The organism is Mycobacterium sp. Root265, from assembly GCF_001428895.1.
Classification (GTDB): Bacteria; Actinomycetota; Actinomycetes; order Mycobacteriales; family Mycobacteriaceae; genus Mycobacterium.
Window position 1 is genome coordinate 78,101 of record NZ_LMJA01000029.1, and the last position, 22,382, is coordinate 100,482.

18 protein-coding genes are annotated in these 22,382 nt (G+C 67.4%); 6 read left to right on the forward strand and 12 right to left on the reverse strand.

Annotation, left to right across the window (positions count from 1 at the left end):
- The first annotated feature begins 16 nt into the window (after positions 1-16).
- The gene (locus ASE48_RS21030; protein ID WP_057169096.1) at positions 17-1,987 is read left to right on the forward strand and encodes a PTS fructose transporter subunit IIABC; all 1,971 of its coding nucleotides are present in this window, start codon (positions 17-19) and stop codon (positions 1,985-1,987) included.
- A gap of 38 nt (positions 1,988-2,025) precedes the next feature.
- Entirely contained in the window at positions 2,026-2,283 is a 258-nt protein-coding gene (locus tag ASE48_RS21035) for an HPr family phosphocarrier protein (protein ID WP_057169097.1), read from the forward strand.
- A gap of 93 nt (positions 2,284-2,376) precedes the next feature.
- Here ASE48_RS21035 and ASE48_RS21040 read toward each other — a convergent pair whose 3' ends face one another.
- Entirely contained in the window at positions 2,377-3,879 is a 1,503-nt protein-coding gene (locus ASE48_RS21040) for a hypothetical protein (protein WP_156409306.1), read from the reverse strand.
- Positions 3,880-4,357: 478 nt separating this feature from the next.
- Here ASE48_RS21040 and mycP point away from each other — a divergent pair, with 478 nt between their 5' ends.
- The 4 genes from mycP to ASE48_RS21060 are packed head-to-tail and all read left to right on the forward strand — an operon-like array spanning position 4,358 to position 9,010.
- Complete coding sequence (gene mycP / locus ASE48_RS21045; RefSeq protein ID WP_057169099.1) at positions 4,358-5,704, forward strand: type VII secretion-associated serine protease mycosin; 1,347 nt, start codon at positions 4,358-4,360, stop codon at positions 5,702-5,704.
- Positions 5,701-7,101, forward strand: a complete 1,401-nt coding sequence (gene eccE, locus ASE48_RS21050; RefSeq protein WP_057169100.1) for a type VII secretion protein EccE — start codon at positions 5,701-5,703, stop codon at positions 7,099-7,101. Before mycP ends, eccE begins: the two co-directional genes overlap by 4 nt.
- Positions 7,101-8,669: a PPE domain-containing protein gene (locus ASE48_RS21055; protein ID WP_057169101.1), complete on the forward strand. Its 1,569-nt coding sequence runs from the start codon at positions 7,101-7,103 to the stop codon at positions 8,667-8,669. Before eccE ends, ASE48_RS21055 begins: the two co-directional genes overlap by 1 nt.
- Before the next feature lie 23 nt (positions 8,670-8,692).
- Complete coding sequence (locus ASE48_RS21060) at positions 8,693-9,010, forward strand: YbaB/EbfC family nucleoid-associated protein (RefSeq protein ID WP_057169368.1); 318 nt, start codon at positions 8,693-8,695, stop codon at positions 9,008-9,010.
- On the opposite strand, the gene eccD is transcribed toward ASE48_RS21060, so the two are convergent.
- The 11 genes from eccD to ASE48_RS21115 all read right to left on the reverse strand — a co-directional run bounded on the left by eccD (position 9,007) and on the right by ASE48_RS21115 (position 22,376).
- Positions 9,007-10,536: a type VII secretion integral membrane protein EccD gene (eccD, locus tag ASE48_RS21065; RefSeq protein ID WP_057169102.1), complete on the reverse strand. Its 1,530-nt coding sequence runs from the start codon at positions 10,534-10,536 to the stop codon at positions 9,007-9,009. The genes ASE48_RS21060 and eccD overlap by 4 nt on opposite strands.
- A complete protein-coding gene (locus tag ASE48_RS21070) occupies positions 10,533-11,969 on the reverse strand; it encodes a MinD/ParA family ATP-binding protein (RefSeq protein WP_057169103.1) in 1,437 nt (478 codons plus the stop codon). The genes eccD and ASE48_RS21070 overlap by 4 nt, the downstream gene beginning before the upstream one ends.
- A gap of 89 nt (positions 11,970-12,058) precedes the next feature.
- Positions 12,059-12,349, reverse strand: a complete 291-nt coding sequence (locus tag ASE48_RS21075; protein WP_057169104.1) for a WXG100 family type VII secretion target — start codon at positions 12,347-12,349, stop codon at positions 12,059-12,061.
- Between the two features lie 28 nt (positions 12,350-12,377).
- Entirely contained in the window at positions 12,378-12,680 is a 303-nt protein-coding gene (locus ASE48_RS21080) for a WXG100 family type VII secretion target (RefSeq protein ID WP_057169105.1), read from the reverse strand.
- Positions 12,681-12,771: 91 nt separating this feature from the next.
- Positions 12,772-14,094: a PPE family protein gene (locus tag ASE48_RS21085; RefSeq protein ID WP_082614326.1), complete on the reverse strand. Its 1,323-nt coding sequence runs from the start codon at positions 14,092-14,094 to the stop codon at positions 12,772-12,774.
- Between the two features lie 69 nt (positions 14,095-14,163).
- Complete coding sequence (locus ASE48_RS21090) at positions 14,164-14,460, reverse strand: PE family protein (protein ID WP_057169107.1); 297 nt, start codon at positions 14,458-14,460, stop codon at positions 14,164-14,166.
- Positions 14,461-14,638: 178 nt separating this feature from the next.
- Entirely contained in the window at positions 14,639-16,387 is a 1,749-nt protein-coding gene (eccCb, locus tag ASE48_RS21095) for a type VII secretion protein EccCb (protein WP_057169108.1), read from the reverse strand.
- The gene (gene eccCa / locus ASE48_RS21100) at positions 16,384-18,621 is read right to left on the reverse strand and encodes a type VII secretion protein EccCa (protein ID WP_057169109.1); all 2,238 of its coding nucleotides are present in this window, start codon (positions 18,619-18,621) and stop codon (positions 16,384-16,386) included. Before eccCa ends, eccCb begins: the two co-directional genes overlap by 4 nt.
- Positions 18,618-20,162: a type VII secretion protein EccB gene (gene eccB / locus ASE48_RS21105; RefSeq protein ID WP_057169110.1), complete on the reverse strand. Its 1,545-nt coding sequence runs from the start codon at positions 20,160-20,162 to the stop codon at positions 18,618-18,620. The genes eccCa and eccB overlap by 4 nt, the downstream gene beginning before the upstream one ends.
- A 2-nt stretch (positions 20,163-20,164) precedes the next feature.
- The gene (eccA, locus tag ASE48_RS21110) at positions 20,165-21,886 is read right to left on the reverse strand and encodes a type VII secretion AAA-ATPase EccA (RefSeq protein WP_057169369.1); all 1,722 of its coding nucleotides are present in this window, start codon (positions 21,884-21,886) and stop codon (positions 20,165-20,167) included.
- Positions 21,879-22,376, reverse strand: a complete 498-nt coding sequence (locus ASE48_RS21115) for a hypothetical protein (RefSeq protein WP_057169111.1) — start codon at positions 22,374-22,376, stop codon at positions 21,879-21,881. The genes eccA and ASE48_RS21115 overlap by 8 nt, the downstream gene beginning before the upstream one ends.
- Between the last annotated feature and the right edge of the window lie 6 nt (positions 22,377-22,382).

The window sequence follows — 22,382 nt, forward strand, 5'->3', positions numbered from 1 at the left end:
AACAGAAGGCCATTTCATGTCCAGTTCACCCCCGGTGATTACCACCGACCTGGTCCTGCTCGACGCCGACGCCGGCGCCGACAAGCAGGCCGTCATCGCCCGCATCGCCGGGTTACTGGTCGGCGCGGGCCGCACCACCGACGCCGACGGGCTGATCGGCGCCGCCATGGCGCGCGAGGCCCAGTCCGCGACCGGCCTGCCCGGCGGGATCGCCATCCCGCACTGCCGGTCACCGTATGTCGACACACCGACCATCGGATTCGCCCGGCTGTCCCCCAAGGTGGACTTCGGGGCTCCGGATGGGCCCGCCGATCTGGTGTTCCTCATCGCGGCACCGGATTCCGGCGGCGCCGAGCACATGAAGCTGCTCTCCAGCCTGGCCCGCGCGCTGGTGCGCAAGGAGTTCGTGGAATCGCTGCGCTCGGCGAGCACGGCCGGTGAACTGGTTGCACTGGTGGAGGGTGTGGTGAACCCGGCCCCCGCCGCGGCCCCCGCCGCCGCGCCGGCCGCCCCCGAAGCACCGGCCGCCAAGAAGCGCATCGTGGCGATCACCGCGTGTCCCACCGGGATCGCGCACACCTACATGGCGGCCGACGCGCTGAAACTGGCCGCCGAACGGGCCGGGGTCGACTTCGTGGTGGAGACCCAGGGCTCCTCGGGCAGCACGCCGTTGCCCGGTTCGACCATCGCCGCGGCCGACGCCGTCATCTTCGCCACCGACGTGGGCGTCAAGGACCGCGGCCGGTTCGCGGGCAAGCCGGTGATCGCCTCCGGCGTGAAACGCGCCATCAACGAACCCGACACCATGATCGCCGAAGCCGTTGCCGCCTCCGACAATCCGCGGGCAGCCAAGGTGGAAGGCTCCGCCACTGCCGACAGCGGCACCGAAGGCTCCTCCAACGTCGGCTGGGGCACCCGTACCCGACAGATCCTGCTCACCGGCGTGAGCTACATGATCCCGTTCGTCGCGGCCGGTGGTCTGCTGATCGCGCTGGGCTTCCTGTTCGGCGGGTACGAGATCGCCGACAACGGCCAGGACATCGCACTCAACAACTCGCTGACCAACCTGCCCGACGGCGGCATGATGCAGTACCTCGGCGCCATCCTGTTCACCCTGGGCGGGCTTGCCTTCAGCTTCCTGGTGCCCGCGCTGGCTGGCTACATATCCTTCGCGATCGCCGACCGGCCCGGTATCGCACCGGGATTCACCGCGGGCGCGCTCGCCGTGTTCGTCGGCGGCGGCTTCATCGGCGGCATCGTCGGCGGCGTGATCGCCGGCTTCACCGCGCTGTGGATCAGCAACATAGAGGTACCCCGTTGGTTGCGCGGCCTCATGCCGGTCGTCATCATCCCGCTGATCGCGTCACTGTCCGTGGGTCTGATCATGTTCTTCCTGATCGGCCGGCCGCTGGCCTGGGTCAACACCAGCCTCACCGACTGGCTCAACGGGCTGACCGGAACCTCGGCGGTGTTGCTCGGCGTCATCCTCGGCCTGATGATGTGCTTCGACCTGGGCGGACCGGTCAACAAGGCGGCCTACGCCTTCGCCACCGCCGGCCTCGCGGCCGCGACCACCGGGTCTTATCAGGTGATGGCGACGGTGATGGCGGCCGGTATGGTCCCGCCGCTGGCCATGGCGCTCGCGACGACTATCCGCCCAGCGCTGTTCAGTGAGCCCGAGAAGGAAAATGGCCGCGCCGCTTGGCTTCTCGGCGCCTCGTTCATCTCCGAGGGCGCCATCCCGTTCGCTGCGGCCGACCCGCTGCGCGTCATCCCTTCGATGATGGCCGGTGGCGCCATCACCGGCGCGCTGTGCATGGCGTTCGGCGTGACGCTTCGGGCCCCGCACGGCGGCATCTTTGTGTTCTTCGCGATCGGGAACCTGCTGTGGTTCCTGGTCGCCCTCGCCGCGGGAACCGTTGTCTCCGCCCTGGCGGTCGTCGCCGCCAAGCAGTTCATCAAGCCCCGCCAAGCTGTCTCCGTCTGACCACCTCAACCACAACCACAACAACCAAGGAGAAACACATGCCCGAGAAGACCGTCACCGTCGGATCGTCCATCGGCCTGCACGCCCGGCCCGCCGCGATCATCGCCGAGGCCGTCGTCAACGCCGGTGTCGAGGTGACCCTCGCCGTCGACGGTGGCGAACCCGTGGATGCCGGCTCCGCACTGATGATCATGACGCTGGGCGCCGGCAACGGAGCGCAGGTGACGGTCGCCTCGGAGGACGCCGCGGCACTGGCTACCATCGCCGATCTGGTGACCCAGGATCTCGACGCCTGAGCTCGATGTCCACTGGGTCCTAGTGAACGCCGCCGGAAAACAGAAGATGACCCCTCACGCCGAGGGGCCATCCCACCGTTCGAATAGAGCTAGTTAGCTATCACTACCGGAATCGCTGCCTCCGGCGGACTTGGTGCTTGTGGCACCGGCATTGCCCGGGGAGTCGGTGTCCTTGTCCGCTCCTACCGGGCTGGCATCGGCCTTCGGCTTCGCCGTCGAATTGTCGCTGTCTTTGTCGTCGTCAGCATCTGCATCAACGGCCGCGGCGTCGGGCTCGGTGTCAACAGGCGCGTCATCGTAGTCATCGCTGCCAACAATGCCGCTGGTCTCATCCCCGGCCTCGACGCCACCCGGCGTCTCGGTCAGCTCGGTATCGGTCAGCTCAACCTCAGCCGACTCGGTATCGGTCAGCTCAACCTCAGTCGACTTGGTATCGGTCAGCTCAACCTCAGTCAGCTCGACCGGGGTCGGGATCTCCTCGGTGGTCGACACCTCGGTCACCAAAGTTTTTGACAGAATCGCGGGCTGAAGATCAAGCGTCACCGTGTCCGCCTCTAACGGAAGAACGGTCGAGGATAGACCAACCGGCGGGGTGACCGGCGGGGTGACCACTGGGTATACCGGGTTGTTGAATGCGTCAGCCAGCGCCTTGGGCAGATCGTGCAGGAAGTAGTCCAGGGTGCCACGTTCGCCCAGGATGCCGGTCCACGGGCTCCGCGACGTAAACGGCGGGACGAATCCATTGACGAAGGCGTTTGTCACCTTGACCGGCAGGGCAACAAGCTCGCTGATTGCCGTCACGGCGTCGCCGCCGACCGCGGCGGCCCGCACCGCGTCGAGGGCCAGCGCGAACTGAAGCCCCGCACTGGCGAACGGGCCCAGGATCGACCGGGTGAACTCGGTGAAGATGCCGCGCTTGAGCACCGTGTCGAAGACGGCGGCGAGCCGCTCACCGTTGGGCAGAGCCGACAACACGTCGCCGGGAATCGCCAAGGCCGGCAACAGCGGAACCAACGCACGCTCGATGCTGACTAGGAACCACACATTCACCTCGCTGAACGCCTCGACGAACTGGCCGGTTCGGAGGAACTCGATTGTGTTGGTGATGACCGTCGGGACCATGTCTAGCCGCAGCTTCAGCGCGTCGGCCCCCGCCTGCAGGCCGGTGCCGATGGTGCCACTGTAAAGGGAGTTGAAGTTTCCGAGCTGCTGCAAGGCCGGCAGCGGGTTAAACACATTGGAACCGAGGAAAGTGACGAAGTCTGCATAGATCGCCGGGTTGGTGATCGCACCCGCCAACGAGGGAAGTGCACTGGTCAGGGCATCTTGACCCAACACGCCCGCATTGACAACGGTGTTCTTGAAGAGATCGCCCAAGTCTGCCAGGGGGTTCGCCGCCAGCTCAACCGCATGCTGTTCAAGTTTGGGCAAGCTCGACAGGGTCGGCATGGTCGGTGCGATCGGATTGACCGCGATCGCGGCCGCGCCTGCCGCCGCGACACCGGCGATCATGAAGCGGTTGGCCCGGGAAACTGTCGGTGTTGCGGTGGCTCCGACGCCAAGACCCGCCGGGTCGACATAAACAGCTGGTTGCACGGTCTACTCCTGTTAATTGATTGAAGGGTCAAAATTTGCCCAGGCTCGGCAGACACTAACGTGAGCACAGCTAATAAGCAATAGGCTTGGCTTACCTCACTTAGGCAAGCCTCAGCATCCGCTATTTCGTTGAATACGGCAATCGAATCGCCTGCCGAAACCGTCTTTGCTCGTGTCGGACTTTCCGCGTGTCGCGACGTCGGGAAACGGGCCGAACGGAAAGCTGTCCGGAAACACCACCGGCCGCGGTACGAGCGGCAGTACATTGCTAGCGGACCACGATCCGCGATTATCGCGCCGTTCAGAAAGCGGAACGAACCCCAGCTGCACCCCCGTAAAATGACTCTGGCAAAGCTGGATGGGAAGTCCACATTTAGGCTGTCGTGACAGGATGCGCCGCCGGTAGGCGGCCTCCACTTTGCTGCGGGTTGTGCCAGCACAGACCGCATCCGGGGACTGCAAGGGGGAGTGAACAACCGTGCGACGCATCGGTGCGCTGCTGGCCGCTTCGGCACTCGTCCTGCTGACGGCGCCGCCGGCCGTCGCGATCGAACCGCCCGTCATCGACGCGGCCGCCGTTCCGCCCGACGAAACGGGGCCTGACCAGCCCACTGAGCAGCGTCGCCAGTGTTCGGCGCCGATCACCTTCCCGGACTCGAACTTCATCGACAAACCGTGGGCGAACGACTACCTGCGCATCGCCGATGCGCAGAAGTTCGCCACCGGCGCCGGCGTCACCGTCGCGGTCATCGACACCGGCGTCAATGGCTCCGCCCGGGTGCCGGCCGAACCGGGCGGCGACTTCGTGGACAAGGCCGGCAACGGTATGTCGGACTGCGACGCGCACGGAACACTGACCGCGGCAATCATCGCCGGCCGGCCGGCGCCCACCGACGGGTTCGTCGGCGTGGCCCCGGAGGCGCGGATCCTGTCGCTACGCCAGACCTCGGATAATTTCCAGCCCGTCGGCTCCCGCAGCGACCCCAATGATCCCAACACCACCCAGACCGCGGGATCGCTGCGCAGCCTGGCCCGCTCGATCGTGCACGCCGCCAACCTGGGTGCGCAGGTCATCAATATCAGCGAGGCCGCCTGCTACAAGTCCACGCGGCCGATCGATGAGGCCACCGTCGGCGCGGCGATCAACTTCGCCGTGAACATCAAGGGCGCGATCGTGGTGGTGGCCGCGGGCAACACCGGCCAGGACTGTTCCCAGAATCCGCCGCCGGAAGCCGACGCGCCCAACGATCCCCGCGGCTGGAAACAGGTGCAAACGATCGTGTCCCCGGCCTGGTACTCGCCGCTGGTGCTCACCGTCGGTGGCATCGGGCAGACCGGCCAGCCCAGCACCTTCTCGATGTCGGGGCCCTGGGTGGACGCCGCCGCACCGGCGGAGAACATCACCGCGCTCGGTTACGGCGGCGAGCCTGTGAACGCCCTCAACGGCGCCGAGGGGCCCATCCCGATCGCCGGCACTTCCTTTGCCGCCGCGTATGTTTCGGGTCTGGCCGCGCTACTCAAGCAGCGGTTCCCCGACCTGACGGCGGCCCAGGTCATGAATCGGATCACCGCCACCGCCCGCCATCCCGGGGGCGGTGTGGACAACTACGTCGGCGCCGGCGTCATCGACCCGGTGGCCGCCCTGACCTGGGATGTGCCGGCCGGTCCGAAGGCAGCGCCCTACCGCGTCAAGCAGCTACCGCCGCCGGTGATCATCGAACCGCCCGACCGCGGCCCGATCACCATCGTGGTGCTCACCGGCGCCGGGCTGGCGCTGGTCCTCGGGATCGGTGCGCTCACCCGACGGGCCATGAGGCGCCGATGAAGGAGTTCCTCGGCCAGTTCGGGTTCCGGTTCACCACCGGGCATCTGCTGTGGGCGGCGGTCCTCATCCCGGCCGCCATCGCGGTGTTCATCGCGCTCGACCTCATGTGGGTCGGCATCACGCTGGCCGTGCTGCTCGCGATCGCCACCACGCTGACCGTGCGCGGCCGCCGGTTCACCGGCTGGATCGCGGCGCTGTTCTCCTGGCGCCGCCGGCTTGCCACACCGCCTGCCCCGCCTTCAGCGCCGGCGGTCGGAGCCACCGTGTTACCGGGCGACCATGTCGCGGTTCGCTGGCAGGACGAATTCCTGGTCGCGATCATCGAACTCATCCCCCGACCGTTCACCCCGACCGTCCTGGTCGACGGTGAGGCCTTCACCGACGACGTGATCGACACCCGCGTCGTCGAGCAGTTGATCAGGGCACACTGCCCGGAACTGGAAGCCGATGTGGTGTCCGCGGGCTACCGGGTCGGCAAGTCGGCACCGGCCGGCCTCGTCGCACTCTACGAACAGGTCGTGGGCCCCTACCCGGCGCCGGCGAACCGGCGCACCTGGATTGTGCTGCGCGCCGATCCCGAAGTGACGCGGCGGCCCGCACAGCGCCGGGACACCGGGGTGTCCGGTCTGGCCCGTTATCTTGTGGCCTCGGCCACCCGCATCGCGGACCAGTTGGCCAGCAACGGAATCGACGCGCGCTGCGGCCGCAGCTTCGACGACTTCGACCGCGCCACCGAGATCAGCTTCGAACGGGAATCCTGGTCATCGATCAAGGGCCGCAGCACGTTCACCGCCGCCTACGTCGCGCCGGGCGGTCCCGACATGTGGTGGTCGGCGCGTGCGGATCACACCATCACCCGGGTGCGGATCCGGCCCGGGGAAGCGCCGACGACGACGGTACTGCTGACGACTCTCGCCAATCCATCGACACCACGCGGCTTCTCGTGTCTGTTCGGCGGTCAGCGGGCCGCACTGCTCGGCGAGAGCCCGGTTTCGGACCGGCATTACGAGCTGCCCATCGGTTCGGCGGGTGTGCTCATCGGTGAGACCGCGGACCGTTACCCGGTGTACATGCCGTTCGACGATGTCGACGTCAGCATCAACCTGGGCGATGCCCGGCTGTTCACCCAGTTCGTGATCCGTTCGGCGGCCGCCGGCGGGGTGGTGACGCTGGGCCCGCAGTTCCGCGAGTTCGCCGGCTTCGTCAACGGGCGAATAGGGCAGGTCGCCAAGGTGTCCTGGCCGAATTCCACGACCTATCTCGGACCCCACCCCGGTGTCGGCCGAGTCGTGCTGCGCAGCAACTTCATCGAGACTCCGCGGCACAGTCAGCTGCCCATCCGGCTGATCAACCCGCGTGAGGAGAGCCGGTACCAGATGGCATTGGAGAGTGCGTAATGAGCGCGGGAGTTCGCGTCCTACCGGATTCGCTCGACACGCTGGCCGAGCTGCGCAGCCAAGCCGAATGGCCGCCGGTGGACACCCAGGTCCAGAAGCTCGACAACCTGCCGAACACGCAGGCCGCCGTCGACAACCTCAATGCGAACGCCGAAACGCTGGCGCGGTACCAGACGATGGCCGACCAGCAGAACCAGAAGCTCAACGAGATGCTGCGGATCACGGCAGGCGAGTACCGCAAGGTCGATGAAAAATACGCGGCCAAGCTCGACAGCGACGAGCGGGCAGGAGCGGTCGATGCCATCGCCGTGCCCGAGCCCGACACGCAGGTGACGCCGGTGCCGGAGCTGGCGCCGTTCGTGCCCGTCAGCGCAGGCGGCTACGCCGATGTCGAAAAGACTCAGCAGGATCTGCTCGACGGCGACCACGGCGCCTCCCTGCAGGGTGCCATCGCGCAGTGGACGGCCGCCGCCGCGGCGACAAGACGCAACGACACCGGCGGGTTTCCGACGAACTGGGAGGGCGAGGCCGCGGACGCCGCCATGGCCCAGCTCAACGAGTACGCGGTTTGGCTCGGCGAACTCGCGAACGCCTGGGACCAGCTGGCCGCGGCCGGCGAACAGGTGTTGACCGCGCACAGTGTCGCGCTCGCCAACCACGCCGTCGTGTACGCGCAGTACATGGTGCTCAAGGCCCAACTCGCCGAGCTCGCCGCCCACCCCGCGGGTCAGGGTGTCGCGATGGCCGAGGTTCAGCGTGCGCTGGTCGAGCTGCAGGAGCGTTCCGACGACCTGCGGGAGGAGTACGCCGGCCATTCGAACTTCCCACCGGCCACGGTGCCCGACCCCGGCTACGCCAAGAAGAAGGTCGGTCGAGGTACGGGAGGTGCGACGCAGCAAGGAGGCTCGGGCAGCGGCACCGGGGGCGGCTCACCCGCCGGCGGCGGCCAGCCTGCCGGTGCGCAGCCGCAGGTTTCACCGCAGTCCATGGACCCCTCGGCCGGGCAGCCGCAGGGCAATCCGGCCGGTGCCGGCTCCCCGTCGGGAGGCGGTTCCCCCTCCGGGGGCGGTTCACCGGCCGGCGGGGGCTCCCCCTCCGGTGCGGGTAAATCCGGAAGTGCCGGCGGCGGCCTGCCCGGCGGCGGCCTGCCCGGCGGTGCCGGAATGCCCGAGACGGGCCTGCCCGACCTGGGGCTCGACGATCCCGGCATCTCCCCGGCCGGCGCCGGCGGCGGTGGCTCCGGTGGCGGATCCGGTGGGGGCAGTGGCGCCCCGTCGATGCCGTTGCAGCCCAACGTCGGTGCCGAGACCGTCGCACCTGGTCCCGGCGGCGGCGCCCGCGGCGGCGGGTCCGGTGCCATCCCGGCATCGGCGATGGGTGCCGGGATGGGCGGTATGGGTGGCGGCATGGGCGGTATGGGCCACGGCGGCGGCCAACAGGGCAAGGAGAAGCGGCGTGATGCGCGCTTCGCCCCGGACGAGGAGATCTACGTCGAGGACCGCGCCTACACCGAGCCCGTCATCGGTAACCGCAGGCGCAAGGACGTGCAGGACAAGGAGTCCAAGTGAGCACCGACCACGGCGGCACCGAGATGCACCCGGAGGTGGCGGCAGTGCTGCGCCAGGCCGGTCGTCTCCAGGAACTGATGGACCAGCAGCTGCACAAGATGGCCAGCGAGTCCTTCGCTGCGACAGATGAGTCCGAGACCGTCGAAGTGACCCTCAACGGGCATCACCACCTCGTCGACGTGTTCATCGCCGACGGCACGCTACGGCTGGGGACCGGCACGGTAGAACAGCGGCTCAACGAGGCACTGCTCAATGCGACCGCCGAGGCGGCCGAATCGATTGCCGTCGACCAGGACCGCCTCAACGAGGCGGTCGCTGAGATCACCCGGACGGCGCCCTAGAACCGCAGGTTGCGCAGCAGGTCGTAGACGCCGGCGATCCACAGCAGCAGCGGTATCACCGCGGCGATCGAGGCGCCGTCGAGCAACTCGAAGATCCGCTTGGTGACCGGTGAGAGCCGATTGACGTTGTCGGTGGCAGCCACCGTGATCAAGGCGACGAGCGCGATCAGCAGGTAGAGCGCCAGCACCAGCCAGGCCCGGTCCGGGTACCACTGGCACAACCGGACGGCCACCCCGGTCGGCACGGCGACGGTCACCGCCATCAATGCCCAGGCACACCATCTTTCGGCGTACAGCCGGGACCGAAACCCGCAGATGACGGTGACCAGTCCGGCCACGATCATGCTGTGCAGGAAGAAGTGCCCCTGCACCACCACGGAGATGGCTCCGGCCGCCAGCACCACCGCGCCGGCGGTGAGGAAGCCGATCAGCAGCTGTTTGGAGAGCTGGCTGCGCTCGGTGAGCCGGGCCGCCGAATCCGGCACCGAGGCGATGATCGCCTGCCAGGTCGGGGATTCCTCGTCGGCGATATCGGGCCGCGAAACCGGATCCAGCAGTTCGTCATTGGTCACCGCTTCGCCCGGAGCCGGGATCGGCGGCAGGGCGATGCGCGCCACCGCGACAGTCAGCTTCGCGGCATTGGTCACCACGATCAGACCGAAGGCGATGGCACCGGCGGGCACCCATTCCTGGCCGCCGTATCCGAAGGCAACGGCGGCCGCGGTGATGGCCACCGTGAGTACCGCGAAGAACGAGGCCACGTTGGCGCGCTTACGCGGTCCACCGCGGGTGGACAAGGTGAACAACAGTGTCAGAGCGGCCGCGGCGGCCAGTTGTGGGGCGCCCAGCCCGTCGGCCTCACGTGGCAGCGGCACCGCCAGTGCGGCGGCGGCGGCCAGCGGTGGCAGGGCGGCCAGCGTCAGACTCTCGGCCAGATCGATGCTCTGATAACGGTTCTGCGACAGCATGGCGCCGCCCAGCAGTCCCAGTCCCAGCACCGCGAGCGCCACCGCCCACCACCACGACTGCCCGGACTGCGTCCAGGCGACCAATGCGGTGAGTGTCCCGATCGTCGAGACCGTCGGGATCGCCAGCCCGACGAACCGGTTCAGCGCGTTGCGGTCGAACTCCGGGGACTCGTCGAGCACCGCGATGGCATCGATGACGTCCTCGACCAACGGCCGGTACCGTTCGGTGCGGCTGACCGACACCAGGGTCAGCAGCGCACCGTCCACGACACCCGCGTCATCCAGCGATTCGCTCGCCTTCAGCGGGGGCGCGCCCGGACGCGCGAACGCCCAGACACCTTGGGCTTTGAAGTCGAAGCCCGCCAACACATCTGCGGGCGCATCGTCCAGCAGTTCTGCCAGCACCGCCACCGTCTCATCGATGTAGGTGTCGATCGGCGCCGACGCCGGCAGCACCAGGTCGGTCATCCGCCGACCGGTCAGGATGGTGACCCTGGTTGTCGACGGGCGGCCCGGAGTGATGGCCGACTGCCCCGGCGACGTTGCGGTGGCGGTCAACGCCGTTCGAGCCGGTCGAAGTCGTCGGACAACGAGGCGGCCAGTTCAAGGATCCGACGCTGGAAGGTCTGGCCGAGCAGGTCCAACTGGATCTCCGTGCCCGCGGCGATGTGCTTGTCCCAGGGCAGCACCACCACGCGGCCGGGCGCGACGTGCCGCTCGAACTGCTGCACGAGATCTTCGACATCGATGTTGGTCTTACCCGGGGTGACATGGTTGATGACCACGCAGGAGCGGCCCAGCAGATCTTGGTATCCGTTCTGTCGCAACCAGTCCATCGTCACCGCCGCCTGCCGCGCTCCGTCGATCGAGGCGCTGGCCACGATGACCATGCCCGACACGGTCGAGAGCACACCCCGCGAGGACGGGGTGAACAGACCGGCGCCGCAGTCGGCGAGTACCAGGTTGTAGTACCGGGACACCACACCGACGGCGGCTTTCCAGTCGTCATCGTTGAACTCGCGACGGGCGGCGCTGTACTCCTCGGAGGACAGCACCTCGAGGTTGGCCGCGTTCATGCTGGTGTAAGCGCGGATATCGTTGTAGCGGGACAGTTCCTTGTCCGACAACAGATCCGATACCGTCGCCGCGGACTGCCTGCCGGCGCGGTCGGCGAGGTTGCCGCCGTCGGGATCGGCATCGATGGCCAGGATGCGGTCTCCGCGGACGCGGCTCAGGGCCGAGCCCAGCGCCACCGTGACCGCGGTCTTGCCCACTCCACCCTTGAGACCGAACACGCCGATCTGGTAGGAATCCCTGGCGTTTCGGCGGACGCGGGCCTGCAGGTCCATCTCGTAGATCTCGTCCGGTGACGGGCCCATGTTGATGCGGGTGAACATGTAGAGCCAGTGCCGCCACCCGCGCTGCGATGGCATCTTCACCGCGGAGCGCACACCGACATGGGACAGCGCATCGATCGCGCGGTGGTTGCCGATGGTGGCCGCCGAGGTAGGTGCGGGCTGCCCGATCGGTGCCGGGGCATTCGCCTGGGGCCACGCCGATTCCGGCACCTCACTGAAGTGCTGGCTGGGAGCGGGCGCCGGGGCCGACCGCGGTTGCGGCGCGGGGGCGGCGTACTGCTGCTCGAATCGGGCACCGGCGGCGGGGTTGGCCTGCGGAGTGCGCAGCAGCCCGTTCTGCACCCGCTGCGGACCCGTCGAGTGCGTCACCGGGATCTGGCTGGTGACCTCGCTCGGACGCGGTGGCGGCGCCGCGGTCGGCGGTGCCGCCGAACTCTGTGTCGGCGCGATCGGCATGGGCGGGGCTGCGTGCTCTCCGGTGTAACCCGAACCACCTGCGCCGGAACCGGATGCGTTGACCGGCATCGGCGCGGCACCCGCGGACGATCCCCCCTCGCGGTGCGCGGCGGCATCCTCGTCGGCCGCGTCGGCGGCACCGGAGGAATGGAAGAGCCGGTCATAGTCGGCCGACATATTCACCTCTCAGAGTAGTGCGGTGGCACCAACGCACAGGGTGGGCGGACATGCCAGAGGCTAGTCCGCCCACCCGACGCCGTGTGGTACTAGGCGAACATCCCGGTGACGCCATGCTCGACCTGCTGCATGTTCTGTCCCGAGTCGCTGATCGTCTGCGCGAGATTCTGCAGCGCGGCGTTCAATTCGGCCGACGTGCTGTCCCACCGCGCCTGGACGGCCTGATAGGCCTCCGAGCCGGAGCCACCCCACACCGAGGCCAGCGACGCGAGCGATGCCTTGCCTTCGTCGAGCAAGCCCTGGGTGACGCCGACCGCGCCGTGGATCTCGCCGGCAGATCCTTCGATGCCACCGAACTGCCAAACCTGAGGTCCTGACATGTTTATCTCCTTCTGAAAGTTGTTGAGGTCAGAGGTTCATCGCCGACGACAGCGTCGCGGCATTGTCATCGTCGGCGGATGTGTACTGCGTGCCGGACGTCTGGATGTTCTGCGTGATGTCGTTCAGTTCCTGAACCTGCCGTGCTGCCGCCTCGTGGAAGCGCAGCAGCGCCGCCTGCGCCGCGGTGCCGGCCTGGCCGACCATCTGCGCGGCCAGTGCGCCACCGGTGGATTCGACATTGGCGATGACGCCCTTGAGCTCGCCGGAGATGCTCTCGAAGTTGGCTGCCTCCTTGGCGAGGACAGCGGCATCTGTATTCATCTGTGCCATGCTCGGTACTCTTTCTGTTTTCCTGTGTCCTCACCACGGGTGGCGAGTCTTCCAGCCCCCTCGGCCGGGAAGTCATGTGTTGGTGGAGGATTCACCAGTCGTCGTCCTCGTCTTCGTCTTCGCCCAGATCGTGGGCCAGCTGCGACGGCGTCGCCAGGCTCTGCCTGTTGCCCCCACGCTTGCCCGCGCTGCCCATGCCCCCCATCGGGCCGCCGCCGGCACCGGCCCCGGCACCCACGGGCGCCAGACCCGCACCCGCACCACCGGCAGCCGCACCGGTCGGTACTGCAGCCCCGGCCGTCGGCTGGGCGACCAAGCTGTTCATCAGGGGCGTGCTCGCCAAGGTGCCGCCCGCGCCCGGTAGCGACGCTGCCCGCACCAGACCCGCCCCGCTCGCAGGGCCCGCCCCGCCGGCGAGCGGATGGTTCGAGAACGGGCTCGCGCCCATCAACCCGAACTGCGCGCCGTTGTTCACTCCGCCCGAGCCCATCTGGCCGAACATCGAACTCACCTGCTGCAACGGCGCCACCAGCTGCTGCATGGGTTGGGCGACGGTCTGCATCATCTGCTGCGGTGCCTGCATCGCCATAGAACCCAGCTGCGAACCGATCTGCATCCCCATCTGAGCGCCCTGCTGCACGCCTTGCATCAACTGCTCGGGTTCCCCCTGGGCCTGTTGCGCAGTGTTCTCCGCCTTGCGCGATTGATTCTGTGCCGCGGCCGCCGAGAAATTCGCCTGTGCGGCAGCACGCCCGGCGTGCAGGCCGGCAGATTCCACCGAGGCCTGTGCGGTGACATGACCGAAGGCCATCTCGCGCATGACCGAACCCGGCAGTGTCGCCGCGATCCGGCCGGTGGACATACCGAGTGCGGCCTCACCGACGCCGGGCACCACCATGGGCTTGAGCGGCGGGACCGGTTCGAACACGGTATTGGCGGCCGTCTCCAGCTGGTAGCCGTGCATCGCCACGGCGGCCTGCGTCCACATCCGGACGAAGTAGTCGAACTCGTTCACGCCGATCGGTACGGCATTGACCCCGAGAAAGTTGGTCGCCTCGAGCACCGCGTGGGTGACGTGGTTCATCTCGATCTCGACGAGCGGCGGAGTGACGGCCATCGCCAGCAAATACGAGTTTGCCTGCGCGATGGCCTGCATGGCCCGCTTCTGCGCCTGCAGCGCACTGGTCCGCAGCCACACCACCATCGGCATGGTCGAGGAGACCGCCCGCTCGCTGGCCCCGCCCTGCCATGACGCTGCCAGTGACGCCAGACTCGCCGACAGTTCCTCTGCCTGGGTCTCCATCGCGATGGACAGCATCTCCCAGGCGGCCGCCGCCTGGTACATGGGCGCAGCGCCGGCACCGACCATCAGTCGGCCGGTGTTGATCTCCGGTGGCAATGCCGCGTAAAGCATCGGCACAATTGCGGGTACCGTCGTCATAGTTTGCTGTGCCCAGTCTCGTAGTGGACGGCGGAAAACCGATCAGGAAAGCGTGGCCGCGGACTCGGCATCCACCGTCGTGTAGATGCCGGTGGCTTCCAGGTACGCCGCACCGGTGCGGGCCAACTCCTGCTGCGCATACGCATTCAGCGCTGCCATCTGCACGCTTTCGCTGGCGAATGCCATCACGGCCTGCGCCGAAACCTCTTCGGCACCGGCCGGGATCAAGGCAGCAGCCTCGGTGGTGGCGGCGGTGCCGGTGGCAAGGCCCCGCGAACCATTTGCGATGACCTGATTACCGACACCCAGAACCCCGGGATTGTGTTGCAGCGGTTGCATTTGCAGATCCTCCTCACAGATTCCAAACGTGCTGGAAAAGCTCATGTAAAGGGGGGACGCAGCTGTTGCTCCGTCGCATCAGAATCGTTCCCCCGACTCGTTTGCTAGCGCGTTGCCGACCATTTTGCTGAGCGGCTCAGATTCCATACTAACCGCGGTTTGGGGGTGCTCAACACACTTATTCTTCGGGGGGGTCGATATACGCCGCCTGCACCACTTCCTTGCCGTCCGGCGACACCAGAAGGGCCTGGCCAGGGGGCCTGCGCTTGAGCTTGAACTGGCTCGACGGGAACTCCGTCTTGTCACCGGACAGGAACAACGTCGGGGACCCTGCCCCGAATGCGGCGCCGACGAACTTGTCCATGGTGGCCCGATGCGCCTGGCTCATCTGACACGTCACGACAACGTGTAGACCGATATCGGCAGAGGCCGGCAACAGCGGCGCGAGTGGAGCCATCGGTGGGACCATGCCGCCGGCCGCGACGATCATGTGCCAGTCATCGACCAGCAACACCACGTCCGGCCCCGTCCACCACGACCTGGCACGCAACTGTGCGGTGGTCAGGTCGGGCGGGGGCAATCGCTTCTTCAGGTTGACGGCCAGCGCCTTGATCGACTCGTCGAGTGAGGCGCTGTTGCGATTGACCGCACCCGCGTCGAGCAGGTGGCTCTGTGGCACCGCATCCAGCAGGCCGGATCGATAGTCGGCCAGCATGAACCGGACCTGGGTCGGGTCGTTGCGCGCGCAGATGGCCTGCGCAACGGCGGCCGCGATCGTCGTCTTGCCCGACTTCGGGGCGCCGAATATCAGCAGGTGCGGTGTCACCGACATGTTGTTGTAGGCGACCGACAGATCGGATTCGCGGATACCGACCGGCACCGTCCATCGGGTCCGGTAGTCGGCGTCCGGGCCCGGCGGGGCCGGGTCCAGTTCGTGCAGGTGAATGCGCTCCGGCAGCACCCGCACCCGAGGAGCCTCATCGGTGTGCAACGAGGCGATGTGGTCCACCGCGGCAGTGATGGCCGGCACGATGTCGGCCGCACTGTGCACGCCGTCGAGGCGGGGCACACCCATCATCAGGTGATGCTTCTCCATCGAGATGGCCCGCCCCGGCCGGTTCGCCGGAATGTCGCGGGTCATCCGGTCGACCTGGGTCTCGTTGACGTCGCCGAGACGGAATTCGACCTTGGTGCCCAGATAGTCACGGACGCGCGACTTCAACTCGGTCCAGCGCGGCGTGGAGATGATGGTGTGCACCCCGAAGGCGAGTCCCTGCCCGGCGAGATCCTGCACCACCGGCTCCAGGTCCGGGAACTCCGAGACGAACGCGGGCCAGCCGTCGATCACCAGGAAGACGTCCCCGAACGGATCGGCCGACGCCGGATGGTTGGGGTCTTCGCGCATCTGCCGGTAGGTGGCGATGGATCCGACGCGGTACTGCTTGAACATCGCTTCCCGCTGTCGCAGCACTGCTTTCATCTCGGCTACGGCGCGGTTGACCCGGTCGGGTTCGGAACGGGTGGCCACCCCGCCGACATGCGGCAGGTCCTCCAGATACATCAAGCCGCCGCCACCGAGGTCGATGCAATAGAACTGCACCTGCCGTGGCGTATGCGTGGCCGCCGCCGAAAGCACCAGCGTCTGAAGGAATGTCGACTTGCCCGTCTGCGGGGCACCACCGATGGCGATATTGCCCGCCGCCGCGGATACGTCGATGCCCCATACCTCCTGGCGGTGCCGGCGCGGCTCGTCCATGATGCCGAGACCGAAGCGCAAGGGCTGACCGTGATCGCGTTCCACGAGCTCGTTCACCGGCGTCGGATCGGTCAGCGGCGGCAGCCACATCTTGTAGGCGCGCTCCTCGCCGGTGGCCAGCTGACCCAGCACCACTTCACGGAGGACACGCGGCTCTTCTGCTGTCGTCATCGCGACGTCACCTCCGTCGCATCCATCATCGGTGCGGCCGTGAACGGCTGGATGCGCACCTGACTGGGCGCGTGGGGCCGCGGAGCCACGTCGCCGTCGGCGGTGATCGCCGACGCCGAAACGTAATTGGTGCCGGTGTAGACGCTGCGGAACTTGACCGGATCTTCCATGCCGACCCGCAGAAAGCCCACGCCGCTCTCTTTGTTGGTGATGTACTGCGCCTCCGGAGTGCCGATCACGGCCTTGGACTCGGCGGAGCTGGTGGTGCGCAGCGCAATTCGATAGGTCAGGTTGGGTTCGAGCTTGTCGATCCGCACCCCGCCGGTGTTCAGCGACTGGGTCGCCAGCAGCAGGTGCACCCGCAGCGACCGGCCGACACGGCAGATACGGTCGAACAGCGCGATGAAGTCGGGGTGGTTCTGCAGCAGTTCGGCGAACTCGTCGACCACGACGAACAGGGTGGGCAGCGGCGCCAGATCTGCGCCGCGTTCCCGATGCTTCTCGTATTCGGCCACACCGGACAACGCGCCGGCCGCCCCCACCTGGATGCCGGCCTGGCGCAGAATGGACTGCCGCCGGTCGAGTTCACCGGAGAGCACCTCGCCCATGCGGCTGACCAGTTCGGCTTCCTCCTCCATGTTGGTCACCACCGCCGCGGTGTGCGGAAGTTTCTCCATACCGAGGAACGTCGAACCGCCCTTGAAGTCGGTGAGCAGCAGGTTCACCTGATCCGGATGGTGGGTGGCGGCGAGCGAAAGGATCAGTGTGCGCAGGAATTCCGACTTACCCGAACCCGTCGTGCCGATCAGCATGCCGTGCGGACCGGCACCGAACTCGGCGCCCTCCTTGATGTCGAGGTGCATGATGTCGCCGGTCTTGAGTTCGTGTCCGAACGGGATCTTCAGCCGGTCCCGGTCGGTGTCGGTGAACATCCGCCAGCGCGACGGCGTCACCTCCTCGACCGTCTGCGCACCGACCAGCTGATGCCATTCGGTGGCCACCTTCTTCTGCACCCGGGTGTTCCTGTCGATGATCGTCCCGGTGATCGACCATCCGGCCAGCTTGCGGGCCACCCGCCCGGCCTGCGCCGGTGTCATGCGGTCGGCGGTGTTGACCACCAACCGGAAGGTCTGATTCGGCAATCGGTCATCGGCGGTGCCATCGGCGTCCAGCCGGATCCGGTAGGCCGACCCGCGGTGGTTGCCGAGGGTGATGACCGTGACGCCGGCCCGGCCGTCCACCGGGAAACCCGCCTTGCCACCGGTGAGATCGACGACGACGACGTAGGGCCCGCTGGGCGCGGCGTCCGCGGTGTGCGGTCCGCGGGCGGTGAGATCGGAGAGGCCGTCGGGTCGGGTGAACACCAGCCGGGTCGGGCCGGCGGCATCGGTGTCGGTCTGATGCTGGACGTGCGGAAGCCATTTGAGCCACGTCCAGTCCGGATCCTCCGGGTTGTCGGTGAGCACCCGGATCTGCACCAGATCCGGCGGATGGAACACCGCCAGGTGGCAGATCATCGCGGTCAGCAGGCCCGCTGCACGCGCGGCGTCCCCACCGATCGCGATGGTGGGAAAGGTGCGCAGCTGCACCAGCTTCGGGCAGTCGTGGATCAGTCCGTGGGTACGCAGGAACTTGATCAACCACATGTGGCTGACCGGTTCCAGATGAGGCTGCGGGGCTCCCGACGGTCCGGACAGTTCGCCACCCACCGACGGCTTGAGCAACCGGTCCACCGCGGGCTCCGCACCGATACCGATCCGGGTGGCAGCGTAGAAGTCCGCGTTGGCCTGCCGCGACCACTGCCGGTTGGTCCCGATGATCGACAACAGATCTTCGGGATGCGGCGCGTGATAGTTGAAGAACGTCACCTGCGCGGCTGCCGACGTCGTCACCCGGGCACGCAGACCTGCCAGGTAGCGCAGGTATTCCTTGCGATCGGCGTTGATCTCGGGCACCCGCTTGCCGCCCGGACCGCCGCCGGCCATGAAGCCGACGGTCGCCATGATCATCATCAGCGGCATCATCAGCATGTACGGCGACAGCTGCCGGATACCGGTGAAGATCATGATGCCGATCATCCCGAGCATGCCGCCGCCCATCACCCACGGCAGCGCCTTCTGAATACCCGAGGGCGGGATGTCGATTCCGAGGTCATCCGGTGGGGTGATGTTGATTTCGCCGGGTGTGAGCCGCGGGCCCCGCTTGATGATCGGGGTGAATTTCTTCGTCGTCATCCACCGGCTCCTTCGGGCGGCATCGGGGACCCAGGCGCCGGCGCGGGCAGGCCGCCTGCCGGGGCACCGGGCGCGGCAGGTGCTCCGGGTGGTGCCGCCTGATTGTTGCTGAGGCCGTCGACCTTGCGCGGGTTCGGATCCGGGGGCAGCGTGTCGTGTTCGAGCAGTGCGGCCTGTTTGGTCAGCACCGGCCCGTCGATCAGCAGGCTGACCACCTGCCAGGGCGCGGTCTGCGGTCCGCTGAGGCCCAGCGCTCCCGCGGTGTCCTCGTTCGGTAGCCCGTACCGCACGCCCTGCGCGTCGATGTAGTAGAGGCTTTCGCCGTAGCGGGGATCCGGTGACTGCAACCGGATGAACTGCCCACCTTCGATGAACACTGTTGCATTACCGGCGATCTGCTCGATGCCATTGTTGAGCCGCGCGGCCGGCACGGGCAGATGCCGTCCGCTGATCACGGTCTGGCGGGGTGCCTGATCGCCCGGCTCGCGCTGCCAGCTCCAGCACAGCGTGGGGGCGTCATGGCGCAGCCTGATGTCCATCGGCCGGTCGGGCAGCGGGGAGACGAAAACCTGCTCGGGAATCGCCGCGACGTCACTGGATTCCACCGAGGGTGAGGTGATGAGGCCGAATGAGTTGGTGGCCCGCAGTGCAGCGGCCGTGGTGCCGTTCACCTTCGCCACCCCGTCGGGCAGCACCACATAGCGTTGTTCGGTGTTGTCGGTGATGGTCTTGAAGACCGAGCCGATCACCAGGTTCGGCGGGAGGCCGACGGTGTTCGGGGCGCCTGCGGACGGGACCGCGGGCAGTTGCCAGGGCCCGACGTTCGGAAGCGCGTTGAAAAGGCCCTCCGAGATCGGAGTCGCCTTGGCCGTGACCGGAATTCCGACGGCGGAGGTGATGGCGCGGTCGGCGAGGTCGATGGCATGCCTGCCGTCGTCGGTCACCAACCAGGTGCGGTCCTTGAAGGAGACCAACACACCCTGGCTCGGTGTCATCGGCCCGACCGAGGCATCCACCGACAGCGGCATCACCAACGCCGAGGTCTGGACCTCGGGTGCCACGCTGTCCGGCTTGATCACCGTGTCGCACAGTGACCACGAGGAGGTCGGTGCGCCGACCGGGGTCGCGTACGGCGCACCCGGGATGCCGATCGGCTGGCCCTTCGTCATCCGGTTCAGCTCTTCGGATTTGACCGCGGACGGGTTGGCCGGGTTCCCCAGCACCAGTCGGGCCGAGGTCAGGTTGTAGACCGGCCGCAGATCATCTGACCCGGGCACGAGTACGTACAGCTGATTGGTGGTGCGATCGACCAGAAGGGTGTCCGCACCACGCTTCCCGAGCGGCTTGAAGTATGCGAGCAGCACCGCGCCCAGGCAGACGACCACGGCGATCACGACGCCCGCCATCACCGCCCGGCTGTAGAACTGCAGCGGATCGTCGAACATCCGGGTGTCGCGCCGCACGATGGCGTGCTCGACACGGCGCAGCAGGAATCGCCAGCCGCTGACCTGAACCTTCGTGGTTAACCGGAACCCTGCCATCGTTACTCGCTGATGTTCAGTCGGCCGTGGACCGCGGCGATCGCGTTGCCCATGTCTTCGTCGCTGATCTCGCTGAGCTGTTCGACGTCCAGGCTCTCGATGTCCAGCGATCGGGCCAGCCGCATGTCCCGGCTCTGCTCACCGGCTTCGACGAGTTGGCGGGCGTAGCGGCCGTTACCAGCGATGTCGAGCGCCGGCTTGCCGTTCAGCAACCGGTCGTGTAACAGCGTGGCGGCATCGAGCACCCGCTTGGCGGCATCCTCGCTCAGCTGCGAATCATTGGCTTCAGCAATGACTTTGGCGATCTCCACGATGTCCTCGGCCGAGTAGGAGTCGAACTCGACCCGGGTGGCGAAGCGGGACCGCAGACCGTCATTGGTTTCCAGCAACCGGTCGATGTCGGCGCTGTACCCCGCGATGATCACCACCAGGCGGTCCCGGTCGTTCTCCATCCTGGCCAGCAGCGTGTCCAGTGCCTCGGTGCCGAACGGATCCGCGCGTCCGTCGCGTTCCTGCACGAGTGTGTAGGCCTCATCGATGAACAGCACCCCGCCCACGGCGCGGTCGATGGTGCGTGAGGTCTTGACCGAGGACTGGCCCTCGTACTCGGCGACGAAGTCCTTGCGGGAGGTCTCCACCAGTTTCGGTTCGGCGATCACGCCGAGACCGGCCAGGATGTTGGCCACCACCCTGGCGATGGTGGTCTTGCCGGTACCGGGCGGGCCGGTGAAGATCATGTGCTTGGACTGCTGGGCGACCTTCATGCCACGAGCGGCACGCACCTTGGCCATCTGGGTTGCCGCACGGTACTTCTCGATCTGCTCCTTGACCCTGCTCAGACCGATTTGGCGGTCCAGCTCGGCTTGGGCCTCGGCCAGCAGCTTCTCGCGGCCGGAGTTGTCGGCCTGCACGCTTCCCGGGTCCCACGGGTCGGTCCGGGCAGCGATCTTCTCCGCCGTCGTCGTGACCAGCCGGTAGGCCGGATCCTTCAGGGCGGCAGACACCTTCGGCGAGGGGTGGGTGGCCTGCAGCCACTCCAGCAGGGCCATCGCGGCGTCTTCGTTGCCCTGGCTGCGCCGTGCCATCGCCAGGTACCAGGCGATGGAAGGTGCGCACGCCTCGCCCGCCGGTGAGGAATTGGACTCGGTGAGCCGCCGTTCGGCCTCGGTGAACAACCCCAGGTTGGTCACCGCGACCCCGTGGGCGACACCTGCGGCCGCGCCGAGGAACTTGTCCGGCCAACCGGATGCCGCCCGCACCTCATCGATGACATCGGTCCAGCGTTCTGCCGCGCCGTAGATGACGGCTTTGATCCAGGACACCAGGTACTCGGCGTTCATCGCCGGGGCATCGTCCAGCGCTTCCATGGCGTCGGCGAAGTTGCCCTCGGCGGCCTCGCGCACTGCGAATGCCATGGTGATCGCCAGCGGGGAGTTCACCGGGTAGGTGATGTCTCCGTACAGCCCGCCGATCGGGATGCGCGCGTTGAGACTGTTCATCGAGATCTCGGCCGTGCCGGCCAGCTGGCCGAAGTTGTTCCTCGAGTACCACGCCCGGAACAACGTGGCGCGGTCGGTATCGCCGCAGCGCAGCCGACCCACCCAGGCGTCGCAGGCGGTTTCGTCCGCGGACGTGATCTCGGTGAACAACTCCAGGGCTCGGACCGGGGCCGTCGGCAGCATGCCGACGGCCGTACCGAACAGGCTTGCCAGGTGTTCAGTCATGGTCACCTTGATACCGGGTCGCGAAAACCTTTGCCTGCGCGGCGTCGGCATCTTCAGGGGACGGCAGGCCGACACTGCGGTTCAGAAAGTCTCGGGTGTCGACGGTGTCGTGTCCGTGGTCCTGCATGCCCTCGAGCATGTAGGAGAACTGTGCGGCCCTGGCACGCTGGGTGGCCAGTCCGGCGATCACCACGATCTCGGCGGCCAGTTGCGCCTCGCCTGCCTCGGCCGCCTCCGGGGAGAGCTCGATGCGCTGGACGCGCCCGTCGAAGAATGCCGAAACCGTCACCGTTCCTGGCGGATTGGTGACAGTGAACGTCGGCTCGGCGGGGTCGTCGGATTCGTCGGGCGCCGACGGCTGATAGACCTCGAACGCGTCGAGTCCGTAGTCACCATCGTCCTCGGCGCCGGGCGGCGTGAAGTCCAGTGCGTCGAGCCCGCCGCTGTGGTCGTCGTCGGCGTCATGGTCGTCATACGGCGAGTTGCCCATCGCGGC

Excerpts from the sequence above, each read along its gene's own strand:
- eccB (WP_057169110.1), bottom strand. The coding sequence starts at position 20,162 with ATGGCAGGGTTCCGGTTAACCACGAAGGTTCAGGTCAGCGGCTGGCGA.
- ASE48_RS21055 (WP_057169101.1), top strand. The coding sequence starts at position 7,101 with ATGAGCGCGGGAGTTCGCGTCCTACCGGATTCGCTCGACACGCTGGCC.
- eccCa (WP_057169109.1), bottom strand. The coding sequence starts at position 18,621 with ATGACGACGAAGAAATTCACCCCGATCATCAAGCGGGGCCCGCGGCTC.
- ASE48_RS21070 (WP_057169103.1), bottom strand. The coding sequence starts at position 11,969 with ATGTCGGCCGACTATGACCGGCTCTTCCATTCCTCCGGTGCCGCCGAC.
- ASE48_RS21115 (WP_057169111.1), bottom strand. The coding sequence starts at position 22,376 with ATGGGCAACTCGCCGTATGACGACCATGACGCCGACGACGACCACAGC.
- ASE48_RS21080 (WP_057169105.1), bottom strand. The coding sequence starts at position 12,680 with ATGGCACAGATGAATACAGATGCCGCTGTCCTCGCCAAGGAGGCAGCC.
- eccCb (WP_057169108.1), bottom strand. The coding sequence starts at position 16,387 with ATGACGACAGCAGAAGAGCCGCGTGTCCTCCGTGAAGTGGTGCTGGGT.
- ASE48_RS21085 (WP_082614326.1), bottom strand. The coding sequence starts at position 14,094 with ATGCTTTACGCGGCATTGCCACCGGAGATCAACACCGGCCGACTGATG.
- ASE48_RS21090 (WP_057169107.1), bottom strand. The coding sequence starts at position 14,460 with ATGCAACCGCTGCAACACAATCCCGGGGTTCTGGGTGTCGGTAATCAG.
- ASE48_RS21035 (WP_057169097.1), top strand. The coding sequence starts at position 2,026 with ATGCCCGAGAAGACCGTCACCGTCGGATCGTCCATCGGCCTGCACGCC.
- ASE48_RS21060 (WP_057169368.1), top strand. The coding sequence starts at position 8,693 with ATGCACCCGGAGGTGGCGGCAGTGCTGCGCCAGGCCGGTCGTCTCCAG.
- ASE48_RS21075 (WP_057169104.1), bottom strand. The coding sequence starts at position 12,349 with ATGTCAGGACCTCAGGTTTGGCAGTTCGGTGGCATCGAAGGATCTGCC.
- ASE48_RS21030 (WP_057169096.1), top strand. The coding sequence starts at position 17 with ATGTCCAGTTCACCCCCGGTGATTACCACCGACCTGGTCCTGCTCGAC.
- eccA (WP_057169369.1), bottom strand. The coding sequence starts at position 21,886 with ATGACTGAACACCTGGCAAGCCTGTTCGGTACGGCCGTCGGCATGCTG.
- eccE (WP_057169100.1), top strand. The coding sequence starts at position 5,701 with ATGAAGGAGTTCCTCGGCCAGTTCGGGTTCCGGTTCACCACCGGGCAT.